We start from the raw sequence: 14,612 nt of genomic DNA on the forward strand, positions 1-14,612 counted from the left end.
ATGACTGCCAAGACCTACGACGGGTTCACCGACGCCGAGCGCGACGCCATGAAGCAGCGCGCCAAGGAGCTGAAGGGCCGCCGCGGCGACGCCGAGCCCGAGGTGCTCGCGAAGATCGCCGACATGGCCGAGTTCGATCGCGTCATCGGGCAGCGGCTGCACGAGCTGATCAAGGAGCACGCGCCGGAGATGACATCGAAGCTCTGGTACGGCATGCCGTCCTACGCCCGTAACGGCAAGACCGTCTGCTTCTTCCAGCCGAGCACCAAGTTCAAGACCCGGTACGCGATCCTCGGCTTCAGCGACGAGGCCCGCCTCGACGACGGGACGGTCTGGCCGACCTACTTCGCGATCTCCGCCCTGGACGACGCTGCGGAATCCACCATCGTCGCGTTGATCAAGCAGGCGCTCAGCTGACCTCGTGTTTCGAAGGGCCGTCATCCTCGGATGGCGGCCCTTCGTCCGTAGGCGGCTCGGTGAACAGGATCTCGCGGGCCTGCTCGGCAGCCCGGATCATGCTCTCGCCGAGGAAGTCCAGGAAGCGGGCGATGCCCTCGAACCGGACCGCCGCCGGCGTGCCGGCGCCGAAGACGCCGACGCCCTTGCGCGCCAGCTCGGCCAGCGCGAGGTTGGCCTTGGCGCTCTGGATCGAGGACTGGTACCACAGCTCGTTGTCGACGACGTACCTCTCGCGGCGCCGCTCGTCGCGCTCCCGGCGAACCAGCTCCTGACTCTCCAGGAACGCGACCGCCTTGGAGATCGACGCCGGGCTCACCTCGAGGCGCCGGGCCAGCTCGGCCGCCGTCAGACTGCCGGTGTCGGTCATGTAGAGGCTGGTCAGCAGGCGGGACATCATCTTCGGCAGACCCGACTGCATCATGTACGTGACGAACAGCTCTTCGTACTCCCGGACCGCCTCCGCATCACGCCCGTCGGCCGGCCGTGGCGCCTCCGCACCTCGGGTCGCTGTCTGCCCGCGCCGGTGCGCACGACGTTCGGTGGCCCGGTGCGCGAGGTCGGCGCGGTAGCCGGCCGGGCCCCCGTTGCGCATCACCTCACGGGTGATGGTCGAGGTAGGACGGTCGAGCCGCCGGGCGATCTCCGCGTAGGCGAGGCCGTCGGCCACCCCCAGCGCGATCTGCTGGCGTTCCTGCTGAGTGAGCCTGCCTCCCGGCATCGCGGCCTCCTTCGTGTTCCGTGTGCCGCCAGCATAGCGTTCACTTTCGTTCCATTGCAACGCAGAGAAGCCGCTGTTGCATTCAGTTTCGTCTCCATTGCAATGATTTTGCGGTTCTGAAGTGCAGTTTCTCTTTCGCAGAGCAACAACAGTGTTGCCTCACTCGTGAACGCAACGTAGCTTTTCCCACATCGGAATCAACGAACACGGGAGAGAACAGTGAAGAGCTTCGACACCACCGCCGCCATCACCGCCATCCTCGACATCCCCGCCGGGAACATCCGGTTCGTCGCCGGCGAGCGGGCCGACGCCACCGTCGAGGTCCTGCCGCAGGACGCCTCGAAGAGCCGCGACGTGAAGGCCGCCGAGCAGACGCGGGTCGAGTTCGCCGGCGGCGTCCTGCGGATCGAGACCACCGTGAAGAACCAGATCCTCGGCTCGTCCGGATCGGTCGACGTGACGGTCCAGCTGCCCGCCGGCTCACGGGTCGAGGCCACCGCGGCGAGCGCCGAGATCCGGAGCACCGGCCCGCTCGGCGACCTGGTCTTCGAGGGCGCGCACGGCGGCATCGAGGTCGACGAGGTGACCAGCGCCAAGGTCACGACCTCGGCCGGGAACGTCTCGATCGTCCGCCTCGGCGGACCGGCCGAGATCACGACCGCTCAGGGCGACATCCGGATCGCCGAGGCGGCCGGCGGCGAGGTGGTCCTTCGTACGCAGGCCGGCTCGATCTCCATCGCCGCCGCCGCCGGCGTCTCGGCCTCGCTCGACGCCGGCACCACCAGCGGCCGCGTCACCAACAGCCTCAAGAACGACGGCGACGTGCAGCTCGCCATCCACGCGACCACCGCTGTCGGCGACATCGTCGCCCGCGGCCTCTGATTCGAGGAGAGACGATGACGAACCTGGCTATCTCCGCGGACGACCTCCGCAAGTCCTACGGCGACAAGGTCGTGCTCGACGGCATCGACCTGGCCGTGCCCGAGGCGACGATCTTCGCTCTGCTCGGCCCGAACGGGGCCGGCAAGACCACCGCCGTGAAGATCCTCTCGACTCTGATCTCCGCGGACGCCGGCGCCGCCCGGGTGGGTGGTCACGACCTGACCACCGACCCCCAGGGTGTACGCCGCGCGATCGGTGTGACAGGCCAGTTCTCGGCAGTCGACGGGCTGATCACCGGCGAGGAGAACATGCTGCTCATGGCCGACCTCAACCATCTGCCGGCCGCCGAGGGCCGCAAGGTCGCCGCCGAGCTGCTGGAGCGCTTCGATCTGGTGGAGGCGGCCAAGAAGCCGGCTTCGACGTACTCGGGCGGTATGAAACGCCGTCTCGACATCGCGATGACGCTGGTCGGAAGCCCACGGGTGATCTTCCTGGACGAGCCGACCACCGGGCTCGACCCGCGCAGCCGGCACAACATGTGGCAGATCATCCGGGAGCTGGTCTCCGATGGCGTCACGGTCTTCCTCACCACGCAGTACCTGGAGGAGGCCGACGAGCTGGCCGACCGGATCGCCGTCCTGCACGACGGCAAGATCGTCGCGGCGGGGACCGCCGGGGAGCTGAAGCGGCTGGTCCCGGGCGGGCACGTCCGGCTCCGCTTCCACGATCCGGTCGCCTACCAGAACACGCTGACCGCGCTGCCGGCCGCGACCGGTGACGCCGACTCGCTCTCCGTGCAGGTTCCGAGCGGCGGCGGCCAGCAGGACCTGCGATCCATTCTCGACGCTCTCGCGTCCGCCGGCATCGAGGCGGACGAGCTGACCGTGCACACCCCCGACCTCGACGACGTCTTCTTCGCCCTTACTCAGCCCTCGGAGGCTTCCCGATGAGCACCGTGTCCCTCGCCGTCCGCGACTCGTCGACGATGCTCCGCCGCAATCTCCTCCACGCGCGGCGATATCCGTCCCTCACGTTGAACCTGCTGCTCACGCCGATCATGTTGCTCCTGCTCTTCGTGTACATATTCGGCGACGCCCTCGGTGCGGGGCTCGGCGGCGGCAGAGCGGAGTACATCGCGTACATCGTCCCCGGCCTGCTGCTGATGACCATCGGCAGCACGGTGATCGGCACCGCGGTCTCGGTCGCCAACGACATGAACGAGGGGATCATCGCCCGCTTCAAGACGATGGCCATCCACCGCGGTTCGGTGCTGGTCGGGCACGTGATCGGCAGCGTGCTCCAGTCGATCCTCAGCGTGGTTCTGGTCGGTGCGGTCGCCGTGGCGATCGGCTTCCGGGCCGTCGACGCCACCGCGCTCGACTGGCTGGGGGCGTTCGGGCTGCTCGTGCTCTTCGCCCTGGCTCTCACCTGGATCGCCGTCGGCATGGGCCTGGTCAGCCCGAACGCCGAGGCGGCGAGCAACAACGCGATGCCGCTGATCCTGCTGCCGCTGATCTCCAGCGCCTTCGTGCCGATCACGTCGATGCCGGGCTGGTTCCAGCCGATCGCGAAGTACCAGCCCTTCACCCCGGCGATCGAGACCCTGCGCGGGCTGCTGCTGGGCGGCGAGATCGGCTACAACGGCTGGCTCGCCGTGGGCTGGTGCGTGGGCCTGGCGGTGCTCGGCTACTTCTGGGCCACCGCGAAGTTCAACAAGTAGAAAGCAAAGAACATGGCCGTGACCTGCGACTTCGCAGGTCACGGCCATGTTCCGTGGATGTCAGGCGACGCGCCAGAGCCGGACCTTCTCGTCCTCGCCGGCGGTGATCAAGCGGCGGCCGTTCGGGCTGATCCGCACCGACCAGACGGCGCCCTTGTGAGCGGTCAGCGGAGTGCCCTCGGCAGTGCCGGTCGCCGTGTCCCAGAGCCGCACGGTGCCGTCGTCGCCACCGGTGGCCAGCCACTTCCCGCCCGGGCTGAACCGCATGGCCCGCACCGGACCGGTGTGACCGGTGAGCGGCGGGGTGGCCGGCAGCCGGGTCGCCGTGTTCCACAGCTGCACGGTGTTGTCGCCGCCGGACGAGGTGGCCAGCAGCCTCCGGCCCAGGGCGAAGGTCAGGGCCAGGACCGGACCGGTGCTCGCGATGATGGGTTCGCCGGCGGGTTTGCCGTTCGAGGCATTCCACATTCGTACGACGTTGCTCCCACCCGAAACGGCCAGGACCTTTCCATCGGGGCTGAAGCTCAGGGCGTGCACCGGGCCGGGGCTCACGGTCAGCGCCTGACCGACGGGACGGCCGGAGTGGGTCTGCCACAGCCGTACCGTGTTGTCCTTACCGGCGCCGGCAGTGGCGATCCGGTCGCCGTCCTGGCTGAACACGACCGAGCGCACGGCGCCCGGGTGACCGATCAGGGTGCGCAGCAGGTCACCGGAGGTGACGTCCCAGACCCGGGCCGTGCCGTCGTCGCCGGCCGTGGCCATCAGCTGGCCGGCGGAACTGAACGCCACCGAACGCACCGCGCCGGTGTGCCCGCTCAGCGGCGGGCCGGACTGCTCGCCGGTCGCCGGGTCCCACAGCGCCACGCCCTTGTCGGCCGCGACCGCCAGCAGCCTGCCGTCCGAGCTGTACGCGATCGCGTGCACGTCGCCCGCGTCGGCCGCGAGCGTTCGCCCACCCCGGCGTCCGGTCCCGGTGTTCCACTGGCGGACCGCCCCGTTGCTGACGGTGGCGAAGACCTTCCCGTCCGGCTGTACGGCGATCAGTCCGTCGGTTCCGGGCAGCACCCGCTTCGGGGTGGTGGCCTGGCTTGCTGCGGCGGCCCGGGCCGGCTGCGGGTCGACGAGGCCGGTCAGTCCCAGCAGTCCCACCAGGGCCACGACGACTGCGCGAGTCGCATATCCACTCTTGGTAGTCACGTCGCCACGGTAAGGACGGCTCTGGCGCACTCGGCTGCTATTCGCCGCGATTCATCCAGCCGGGGAACGACACGAAAGGCCGTGACCCCTGAGTGCCAGGAGTCACGGCCTTCACGTCTTGCTCGATGAATCAGGAACCGGTCGCGACGAACTCCTCGACCGAGACCGGCGTGGACGGCTCGGCCGCCGCCCGCGCGCTGCCCAGTGCGGCGATGGCGTCGGCGACCCGGGCGCAGTTCTCCCGGTCCCGGTGGGCGAAGAAGGAGTTCGCGCGGTTGCTGTACTCCTCTTCGCGCTTACAGCCGTTCTCCAGGTACCGCACGATGGCGTCGACGGTCTGCTCGGCGTCGTGGCAGACCGGGCCGAATCCGTCGCGGGCGGCGTCGAAGTAGCCCTTACGGTAGTGCCCGGCCCAGTACTCGTCCGGGTCGAACTGGGCGTAGACCAGCGGCGTGCCCAGGTAGGCGACGTCGAACGCGGTCGACGACCAGTCCGTCACGAACAGGTCGGCCTGACGCATCGCGTCCTGCACACTGCGGGTCGACTGGTCGACCATCGCGAAGCTCTTGTCGTCCGGCACGATGTCGGTGACCAGGCTGCGCAGCTCGTAGTGCGGCAGGAACTCGAGCGTGTAGCCGTGCTCCTTCAGCGCCATCCGCAGCTTCTCGCTGCCGAACAGCCCGACCAGGAAGGTGTGGTACGCCGATCCCTCGAACCGGACCTTCGGCGTACGGCCGGGGTCGTACGACGGCGCGACGAGGTAGACCCGCCAGGTCGGCATGAACAGGATCTTGCGGTTGCCGTTGTCCGGCGTCAGGGCGTCGAAGCGGGGGAAGCCGAGCGGCTGGGCCACGTCGCCGTACCCGAGCTGGTCGCCGACGAACTCGGCCTCGTCGTGCGCCGCCGCCACGAACAGGTCGACGTTCGTGCGCGCCCGGTGCAGGCCGCGGCTGACGTCCTTGTCGGTGACGCCGTGCTGCAGGAAGACCCGGGAGGCGCCGATACGCCAGTTGAGGTGCTTCAGGAACTCCGGCTTCGTCCACCGCGGCGGCAGCATGTACGAGTCGATGTCGTACGAGTTGATCAGCTTCTTGGCGTGCAGCAGCAGGAACCTGTGCCGCAGCGAGCCATGCTTGACGACCTTGCCCAGCTTGCGCAGGCCCTGGGGGTCCGCGGCGTCCTTGGCGAGCAGGAAGTAGGTGTCCTTGCGGCGTGCCTTGGTCCGTAGGTAGCGGAACAGGTGCGCCGAGTTGTCCTGCGCGGTGTCGGGACGCTCGCCGATCAGCCAGATGTCGCGGTTGCGCATGAAGCGTTCGGTGGCCGCGCGCAGCAGACGCCACTTCCAGAGCGGCCTGCGGTGCCGGACGTGCCCCAGGTCGCGGCGCAGCAGCTCACGCTTCCAGCGGCGGTCGTCGGCCTTCGTCCCGGCGTTGCGGATGACCATGGTGGCGATGTCCGGCGCGGTGAAGCGGCACAGGATCCGGCGACCACCCGCGGTGATCACCCGGGCGTCGCGCAGGAACGCGGCCGACATCCGGCACCGCCGGGACGCCTGTCCGGTCGAGGTCAGGAACACCACCCGGATCTGGTGTTCGCCGCTGCGCAGCTGGTTCACCGGGATCCGGGCGGTGAAGCCCGCCCACCCGCGCTCGTTGCGCACTTCCTTCTGGTTCACACTGGAACCGGTCAGGTCGCGGCGGAACTGCGGCTGGGCCGGCACACTGAGCCCGCTGCCCCGGACCCGCACCGCCAGGTTCGTGGTGAGCGGCTCGCTCAGCGGCATGCCGTTGAGGATCAGATGCCCGGAGACCTCCAGCTCGTCGCCGGCGGGCGTCAGCCGGGTCTGCTCGAGCACCGCGTCCACCCGGCTGATCCGGGTCAGCGGCAGCAGCCGGGCCGGCACCGGGTAGTCGAGGTAGAGGTCGCCGCTGGAGGCACAGACGCCGCGCAGCTTCTCCTGCGGGCGGGTGAACAGCTCGAAGTCGTCCAGCAGGTAGGCGACGAACGGCACCCGGTGCCTGGTGTCAGCGGTCCACCGCAGGATGAAGGAGACGTCGATGCCCTCGTACAGGCGCTGGCAGGTTTCGAAGATCTTGCGGAGGTCCGCCTCGTCCTCGAAGATCTCCGACGCGCGGACGGCGAAACCCTGGTAGCTGCGGACCAGGAAGCGCTCCAGCGCCTCGTGCTTGAACGCGTCCAGCTGCGGGCGCATGTCGCCCAGGTAGCGCACCAGCTCCAGGTGGTCCCAGTAGTTCTGCGGCCGGATGAACAGCGAGTCCATGATGGAGTCCTGCGTCGGCCGGCGACGGTACTTGTAAACCTCCTCGTCCACCAGCGCGATGCCCTTGGCGTGCAGCATCATCGGGATGGCGAGGAAGGCGTCCTCGAAGTGCACACCCTCACCGAACCGGAGTCCGTGCGCCCGGAGCTGGCGAAGGTCGAAGACCTTGTGGCACGGGCCGGCCGCGTGGATGAAGTCGGGCGCGTCGGCGATCGACTCGAGCAGCCGGTCACCCTTGCCGAAGTACTTGTGCCACAGGAACTTGGTCGGCTTCGGGAAGGTGTCCATCTTGCCGACGGACATGCTGGCGCCGTGCTCGACGATCGCCTTCAGGAGCCGCTCGAGTGCGCCCGGCGGCATCAGGTCGTCGGAGTCGCAGAAGGCGATGTACGGCGTCTCGGCCATGTCCATCGCACGGTTGCGCGCCACGCCGGGACCCGCGTTCTCCTGCTGGATCGCGGTGACGTTCGGGTGGAGCTCGGCGAACGCCGTGGCGATCTCGTAGGACGAGTCCGTGCTGCCGTCATCGACGAGGATGACGTGGGTCTTGTCGAAGACGGTCTGGGCGGCGACGGAATCCAGCGTTTCCTGCAGGTAATCCTCGACGTTATAGACCGGAATCACCAATGTGACCTCGTATGAGGACTGGCTCATGATCGGTGACTTCCTGGTGCGAGCGGTGCCGGGTCGCCGGCCGCCGGAGTGGATGGGGGTGTCGTGCTGCCGGACCGCGGCTTCGGCACCAGCGCCCGGGATGCGTCCGCCCTCGCCGAGCCGACCCCCTCCGCAGGGTCGTACGACGACTGATCGGAACGCTCCCACGGCCCCGGCACGGGGAAGTACGCGGAGAGGAATCCATGCATGATGGCGTGCTGCTGAGCGAGGAACTCCGGCTCGCCGTCGGTGTCGTTGACGCAGAACACGTCGAAGTGCCGCTTGGCGAGAGCGAGCCTCAGCACCGAGGGCGTTTCCCGGGCGGCGAGGTCGACGTACATGTAGCGGATGTCGGCGACCACGGCCCGCTGGCTCAGGAACGCGTAGTACTGGTAGAGCGACGACGTGGGCGACACGTCGGCGGGGTGGCGGAACTGGTGGTGCGAGGTCGCGGTCAGCTCCTCGGCGTACTTCTCCGCGATCTCGGCGAGCACACTGCGGCGCAGCGCGTGCGGCACGTGCTTCATCTTGAACGTGACCTGGCGGCCGAACTCGCGTTCGATGATCCGCCGGTTGTTCTTGCCCGCCGCGGTGGACGGGATGTCGTTGTCCACGTCGACCGGGCCGGGACCGACCTTCGCCCGGGACAGGAAGATCTTCGACATCCCGTTGGCCTGGTAGAAGTCGTGCGGCGTCAGCGGGCGGCCGAAGAAGACGTCGTCGTTGCAGTAGATGAAGTGCTCAGCGAGCCCTTCGATCTGGTGCAGCTGGCTCTCGATCGCGTGCGAGTTGAAGGTCGGCAGCGTGCCCCGGCCGGCGAACAGCTCCTTGTGGCTGACCACCGTGATGCGGGGGTCCTCCGCGTTCAGCCAGGTCGGCACCTGGTCGTCGGTGACCAGGAAGATGCGGCGGATCCACGGCGCGAACATCAGGATCGAGCGCAGCGAGTAGCGCAGCTCGTCCCGGCTGATGAACCGGGACTCGTTCGCCGACTGATCGTTGAGGGCTTCGGTGTGCCCGCCGAACGCCTGGTCACGCCGTGCCCGCCAGACCGGGTCCTCGCCGTCGACCCAGGTGTAGACCAGGTCGATCGGGAAGGTGACGTCCTCGAGCAGCTCGCCGACCAGCTCCGGGCGGGTCTCGTACTCCCTGGTGCCCTCGGTGGTGGCGGAGGCGAGCCGGGTGAACGACCGCTCGGGCAGCGGGATCAGCGGGCCGTCGACGGCGACCTCGTCGGCTGCGCGGTTGGGCCGCGGGGCGTGCAGCAGCCCGTCCTGCTCCGACCAGAACTCGATGTCGCAGCCGCTGCCGAGGCCGAGCACGATCGAGCCGGTCGGGTCGGTCAGGAAGCGCGCGAACCGCACGATGCGCGCCCGGCCGAACTGCTCCCAGCTCCGCGCGCTCGCGGCCAGGCGCATCTTGCCGACGCGGTTGTCGGCCACCTCAGCGACGTAGGTCGGGGTGTCGCCGGACGCGGCGGCCAGCGCGGCGAGCGCCTTGCGCCGGTGCTTCTCCGGCACGGCGACCGAGGAGGTCAGGTCGTCGAAACCGCGGACTGCGAAATACGGCACACCGGCGTCGTCGAGGACCCGGGTGACCGCTTCCAGGTTGGCACGGCGGGCGTGCAGCGGCGTGCAGTATTCGACGACCTGCGCGACGGCCAGACCCTGATCGGAATGGGCGAGGACGAACTTGTCGCTCTTCAGGAACCGGGCGAACCGCGATTTCGCGATCGATACCTGAACGGCGTCCGCACCGCGGGTGATCGGCCCACCCTGGGTCAGCCTTTTGGTCAGAAATGCATACAGTTCAGGGGAGAGTCGCTCTTTGACGCCCTGCCGCATCCGCTGCGGAACCACCACGGAGTACGTGCGTAGCAGCCGTGACCGAGTCGGCGGGGCGAGGACCTGCCGCTTCCCGCTCGAATGATCTGGCGTAGATGTCCGCATTGCGGCTTACCTTCCCTGCGGGCGAATTCGAGCGGTGGAAGCATTCGACTCGACGAGTTCCGCGAAAATCTCGGAGGGCTTCTTCCAGCCGTGGATCTTACGTGGTCGGTCGTTGATATCGGAAGCCACCATCGTCACTTTCCGGCGCAACTCGCGCAAGACGCGGTTCATGTTCTCGTTGCCACCGTGTTGCCACGGAGCGTGTCGAAATCTCATTTGGTGAAGTAGAGATATTGGTACGGCGTCCAGGTCGTCGTGTTCAGAGTGTCACCCGACTTCGAGCCGCCCTTCACGTACGCCACCCGGACCCGCATCTTGTAGCCCTTGAAGCCGGCGCCGCTGACGTAGATCGCCTTCGTGGCCGGGAAGTAGCCGTCACCCCAGGCCCGCCACTTGCCCTTGTACTTGAACTGAACCGAGACGTACGCCTTGCGCGCGGTCGGCGCCGCGGTCATCTTGACGTTCAGCTTCGCCTTGGTCTTCTCGTGGTAGTAGCGGTACTTAGTGCCGCCGATCTTGACGGTTTTGTAGTACTTCGAGAGCTTCACCGACACGCTGACCTTCGTGCCGACGGCCGCCTTCACGGTCTTCGGGGCGGTCCGCGCGTCACCGGTGAAGACCGCCGACACCGTGGTGTTGCGGGTCAGCCGGACACTCGCCGACACCTGGCCCGACTTGTCGACCACGGCCCGCTTGAGCAGGCGCCTGCCTTGGTCGCCGCCGGCCGGGTCGGCCCAGAGCTCCACCGTCCGGTTCTTGTAGGTGCCGCCGAGCCGGGCCGTGAACGTGACCGTCTTGCCGTACGCATAGGTCTTGCCGTTGTTCGAGAGCGAAAGAGCCGGCGTCGTACGGGAGACAGCAACCGACCTGACCGCCGTGACCGCGGAGTGCGTGCCGTCCCCGGCGTAGGAGACGCGGTAGGTGACGGTGCCACCGGCCGGTGGCGTGTCGGTGATCGAGAACGACCCGTCGGCGGCGGTCGTCCTGGTCCCGAGAGACCGGCCGGACGGGCTCTCCAGATCGGTGCGGGTGACGGTCACCGGGGTGCCGGCCGGCAGCGGGAGCGAGGCGGTGAGCGAGCCGGTGACGGTGAGCGGCTTGGCCCGGGCCGCCGACGCCGGACCGGACAGCTTCAGGACCGGCTGTGACTTCTTCGGCTCGGTGTAGATCCGCAGGCGATGGACGGCGGAGGGGTTCCTGGTGACGGCGAACAGCCGGTTGCCGCCCGGTTCCCAGGCGAGCGCCCGATCGGCCACCTCGTCGTATCCGGTGGAGGACGGATCGGTGTGCGGAAGGGCGTACCTGCGGATCGGCGCGGACCGGCCGGGCGCGTAGACCCGCAGGGCGTCCCCGCCGGTCGCCACCGTGCCGTCCGACGCCACCGCGACCGCCCGCACCCAGCTGTCGACCGTGTAGGAACCGGTCTTCGCCAGGTCGGTGCTGCGGGCGACGGTCACCGCGTTCAGGTCGGCGGCCACCACGTGACCGGCGTCCGGGGTGAAGTCCACGTCCCGGGTGTAACCGCCGGTGACCTGCTTCGTCCCGGTCCGGGTGAAGGCGCCGCCGGACACGTCGTAGACGGCGACGACCCCGCTGGAGGTGTGCGGGTCGAAGGCGGCGATCAGCCCGCTGTCACCGGTGGCGGCGGACAGTTCGGGCGCGCCGGACCAGATGCCGTAGGCGCCGGTGGTGTCCTGTTCCAGCGTCACCACCGGCGCCGGGCCGCTGACGTCGAGGGAGCCGATGTTGCCGTCGGAACCGGTGAACGGGTACGCGCCGAAGTCGTCGTAGGTGAACCAGAGCTTGCCGGCCGCGCTCTCCAGGGACAGCGGGTAGACACCGGCGCCCAGGTCGTACCGGACCGGCTCGGTGAGGGTCGCGGCCGACAGGGCGACGATCGCCCGGCCCGACTCCAGGGCGCCGTAGATCTTCGTCCCGTCGGCGGAGAGTGCCAGGCCGCTCACCCGGGGCAGGCCGCTCGCGGTGGCGACGACCGTTCCGTCGTACCGCGTCTCGACGATCTTCCCGCTGGTCGGGTCGCTGACGAAGATCCGCTGGCGGGCGCCGTCGACGACCAGGTCGCCGACCGACTTGACCGGCAGAGTCCGGTCCGAGTCGGCGAGCGCGGGAGTGGCGCCGGCGCCGAGCACGACCACGCCGACGGCGACGCCGATCCATGGGTAACGCATATAGATCCCCCGTGATGCCGGACACCGATGAACGATGTCAGGCGAGAGGTTATATCGAAATTCACTCCGTCGCTACGTGATCGTTGCGACGAGTCGGGATCGGTTCGACGAACCTCCCCTTCCTCCAGCACTCGCGGACCGGCATGCGTTCTCAGAAAGCTGGTGATCGCGTGCAACCCTTTCCGGTCGGTCGCGCCTCTTAGCTCGACGGAGGGAGCACAACCGAGTGGACACCGAAGACGCGGACAGTTTCCGCGAGTTCGTCCGCATTCGATTCGACCAGTTACGCGCACTCGCGTTCGTGACGTGTGGTGACTGGCAGACGGCGGAGGACGCCACGGCCGCGACCCTCGCGACGCTGTACCGCCGCTGGGACAAGGTCACCACGCCGGACGCGTACGCCCGCACGATGGTGGTGCGCGCGGCCATCAACGAGAAGCGGAAGCCGTGGCGGCGGGAACGCTCGTACGGCAGCGACCTGCCGGACGCGGCGCTGCCCGACCATGCCGGCGCCGTCAACGACCGGGTGCGCCTGCACCACGCGCTCAAGCGGCTGCCGACCCGGCAGCGGGCGGTACTCGTCCTGAGATTCCTCGAAGGCCTCAGCGTCGAGGAGACCGCCGACGTTCTCAAATGCCGGCCCGGCACGGTCAAGAGCCAGTGCGCCCGAGGGCTGGCCTCGGCACGGGCCCTGCTGGCCGCCGAAGACATCACGTTGTACGACGACGAAGAGGGGAACGAACGTGGGCTACGAAATGCGGGACGTTTTGAAGTCGCTCGAGGCCACGCCGCCGCCTCCGGCGCGTACGACAACGGATGACATCATCGGCCGGGCGCGCCGGACGCAGGCCTGGCGCAGTGTCGCGATGGGAACCGGCGCCGCCGCCTGCCTGGCCGTAGCGGTGGCCGCCTCCGCTTCGGTGGTGACCAGGCCCGGCCCCGGTGACGCCGCGGCCGTGCCCAACCCGTCGTTCTCCGCGCCGCCGCCCGTGCGGACCGATCCACCACTGCCCGTCCAGAAGATCGACTTCAGCAGCGAACTCGGTCAGTACCGGGTCGGCGCCTACCGGATCGGCCCGGCCGTCAAGGTCACCGGCGGGTACACCGAACTGCCGGTCTACCACGACGGCACGACGCTGGGCGGCGGTTCGGCGGAGCCGCTGGAGGTCGCCACCATCGCCGTCTATGACAAGGGCCTGTACGACACCGCCCTGTTCGGCGGTGCCGGCGACTCGACCCTGATCATCGGCGACCAGTATCCGGTGACAGTGGACGGTCGTGCCGGGCTGGGCCGGGACTGGACCTACATCTCACCCATCGACCCGGCGGAGCAGAACGTCGTGGCCGCCCTGGCCTGGCAGTACGCCGACGACGCCTGGGCCACTCTGCTGCCCAATTACGGGGGCCCGGACCTGGCACGTGAGCAGGCGACACAGATCGCCGCCGGGCTCACCACGTCGTCCCGGCGTGACCTGAAAGTCCCGTACCGGCTCCGGTTCCTGCCGAAGGGCTGGCAGGCCGTCGCGGTGCGGCAGGCCCTCCCCGGCACCACCGACACGGTCTCGGAGGTGTTCCTGCACCAGGGCCCGGTCGCCGACCCGGCCACCCGCATCGACGAGGTCCTACCCGGCCACGTGAAGATCACGGTGATGAAGGGCCTGGAACCCGGCGACGTCGAGGGCGTGCACTGCATCACCGGCCGGCAGAGCTGCACCGTCGTCACGGACGACTACCGGATCTACCTGGACGGCTACGGCGGCCTCCCGGACGCCGACATCAAGCGGGTGGCCGAGGGCGTGCAACCACGCGACCCGTCCGACCAGAAAGCCTGGCTGAAGGTCAATTTCTGAGTTGGTCCGCTGACGACTCCGGATCGGGCACCGCGACGGCGGAAATGCCGGCGATCATCGCGTCGAACATCCAGGACAGGCGCTGCCCTCCGGTGCCGGAGAACAACTCGTGCCGGGAACGGGCGATGTTCGGGCAGTCGCTGTCGGCGGCGTCGTTCAACGCCTCGACGAATGCGTCCTGCTCCGCCTGTGCCCCGATCGCCTCGCTGCGCACGCCCTGCTCCGCGGCGGTGGCAGTGCCGTGCTGCAGCAGCAGGTCGACACCCCACGCCGCCTGCGCCACCGGCACTCCGCCGGCATACAGCAGCCCGAGCAGGGTGTCGACCAGGCGCACGTAATGCGAGCCCGACGGACGCAGCGCCAGGATCGACCGTGCCAGGCTGGGCTGACCGAGCAGCAGTTCCGTATAGCCGGTGAGCAACTCGATCAGCTCCTCGCGCCATCGCTCGCCTGCCCGGCCCGGCTCGGGCAGAACGAGGCCGGCGAGGAGCTCGTCGAGGATCGCGCCGTGCAACTCGGCCATGTTCTGCACGTAGACGTAGAGGGAGGCCGGGCCGGTGTCGAGCTCGGCGGCCAGCCGCCGCATCGTCACCCGCTCCAAGCCCTCCTCCTTCATGATGCGCAATGCCACACTGACGGCGCCCGCTCGACTCAGCGGCGGCTTGGCCGGTCGGTCACGTCGGCTGAGGGGAACTCGGCGAGGACTCATAACG

The 14,612-nt window shown here is 68.8% G+C and carries 12 protein-coding genes; 6 read left to right on the plus strand and 6 right to left on the minus strand.

The annotated features are described in order from the left end of the window. Entirely contained in the window at positions 1 to 417 is a 417-nt protein-coding gene (locus tag EP757_RS09705) for an iron chaperone (RefSeq protein WP_127544040.1), read from the plus strand. Here the strand turns inward: EP757_RS09705 and EP757_RS09710 are convergent. Next, positions 410 to 1,177 carry a helix-turn-helix domain-containing protein gene (locus EP757_RS09710; protein WP_127544042.1) on the minus strand — a complete coding sequence of 256 codons (768 nt, stop codon included), beginning with the start codon at positions 1,175 to 1,177 and terminating at the stop codon, positions 410 to 412. The two genes, EP757_RS09705 and EP757_RS09710, sit on opposite strands and share 8 nt — an antisense overlap. Positions 1,178 to 1,396: 219 nt before the next feature. Between EP757_RS09710 and EP757_RS09715 the strand changes: the two genes are divergently transcribed. From EP757_RS09715 to EP757_RS09725, 3 genes are read left to right on the plus strand one after another with little or no spacing between them, the layout of a single operon-like run. Beyond that, positions 1,397 to 2,059 carry a DUF4097 family beta strand repeat-containing protein gene (locus EP757_RS09715; protein WP_127544044.1) on the plus strand — a complete coding sequence of 221 codons (663 nt, stop codon included), beginning with the start codon at positions 1,397 to 1,399 and terminating at the stop codon, positions 2,057 to 2,059. 14 nt (positions 2,060 to 2,073) lie between these two features. Then, positions 2,074 to 3,009, plus strand: coding sequence for an ATP-binding cassette domain-containing protein (locus EP757_RS09720; protein ID WP_127544046.1), 936 nt, complete (start codon positions 2,074 to 2,076; stop codon positions 3,007 to 3,009). After that, positions 3,006 to 3,779, plus strand: coding sequence for an ABC transporter permease (locus tag EP757_RS09725; RefSeq protein ID WP_127544048.1), 774 nt, complete (start codon positions 3,006 to 3,008; stop codon positions 3,777 to 3,779). Before EP757_RS09720 ends, EP757_RS09725 begins: the two co-directional genes overlap by 4 nt. A gap of 60 nt (positions 3,780 to 3,839) precedes the next feature. Here the strand turns inward: EP757_RS09725 and EP757_RS09730 are convergent, their stop codons facing one another. The 4 genes from EP757_RS09730 to EP757_RS09745 all read right to left on the minus strand — a co-directional run bounded on the left by EP757_RS09730 (position 3,840) and on the right by EP757_RS09745 (position 12,049). Further along, positions 3,840 to 4,976 carry a WD40 repeat domain-containing protein gene (locus EP757_RS09730; RefSeq protein WP_232050442.1) on the minus strand — a complete coding sequence of 379 codons (1,137 nt, stop codon included), beginning with the start codon at positions 4,974 to 4,976 and terminating at the stop codon, positions 3,840 to 3,842. Between the two features lie 130 nt (positions 4,977 to 5,106). Continuing rightward, entirely contained in the window at positions 5,107 to 7,881 is a 2,775-nt protein-coding gene (locus EP757_RS09735) for a CDP-glycerol glycerophosphotransferase family protein (protein WP_160165774.1), read from the minus strand. 26 nt (positions 7,882 to 7,907) lie between these two features. Next, positions 7,908 to 9,773: a stealth family protein gene (locus tag EP757_RS09740; protein WP_160165775.1), complete on the minus strand. Its 1,866-nt coding sequence runs from the start codon at positions 9,771 to 9,773 to the stop codon at positions 7,908 to 7,910. Positions 9,774 to 10,072: 299 nt separating this feature from the next. Further along, complete coding sequence (locus EP757_RS09745) at positions 10,073 to 12,049, minus strand: Ig-like domain repeat protein (protein ID WP_127544054.1); 1,977 nt, start codon at positions 12,047 to 12,049, stop codon at positions 10,073 to 10,075. Positions 12,050 to 12,275: 226 nt separating this feature from the next. Here EP757_RS09745 and EP757_RS09750 point away from each other — a divergent pair, with 226 nt between their 5' ends. Both EP757_RS09750 and EP757_RS09755 read left to right on the plus strand, forming a co-directional pair. Then, complete coding sequence (locus tag EP757_RS09750) at positions 12,276 to 12,869, plus strand: SigE family RNA polymerase sigma factor (RefSeq protein ID WP_127544056.1); 594 nt, start codon at positions 12,276 to 12,278, stop codon at positions 12,867 to 12,869. After that, complete coding sequence (locus EP757_RS09755) at positions 12,805 to 13,899, plus strand: hypothetical protein (RefSeq protein ID WP_127544058.1); 1,095 nt, start codon at positions 12,805 to 12,807, stop codon at positions 13,897 to 13,899. Before EP757_RS09750 ends, EP757_RS09755 begins: the two co-directional genes overlap by 65 nt. Here EP757_RS09755 and EP757_RS09760 read toward each other — a convergent pair. Beyond that, positions 13,889 to 14,530, minus strand: a complete 642-nt coding sequence (locus EP757_RS09760; protein ID WP_232050443.1) for a TetR/AcrR family transcriptional regulator — start codon at positions 14,528 to 14,530, stop codon at positions 13,889 to 13,891. The two genes, EP757_RS09755 and EP757_RS09760, sit on opposite strands and share 11 nt — an antisense overlap. Positions 14,531 to 14,612 lie beyond the last annotated feature (82 nt).

Origin of the sequence: Actinoplanes sp. OR16, assembly GCF_004001265.1 — a bacterium.
In the GTDB taxonomy this organism is placed as follows: domain Bacteria; phylum Actinomycetota; class Actinomycetes; order Mycobacteriales; family Micromonosporaceae; genus Actinoplanes.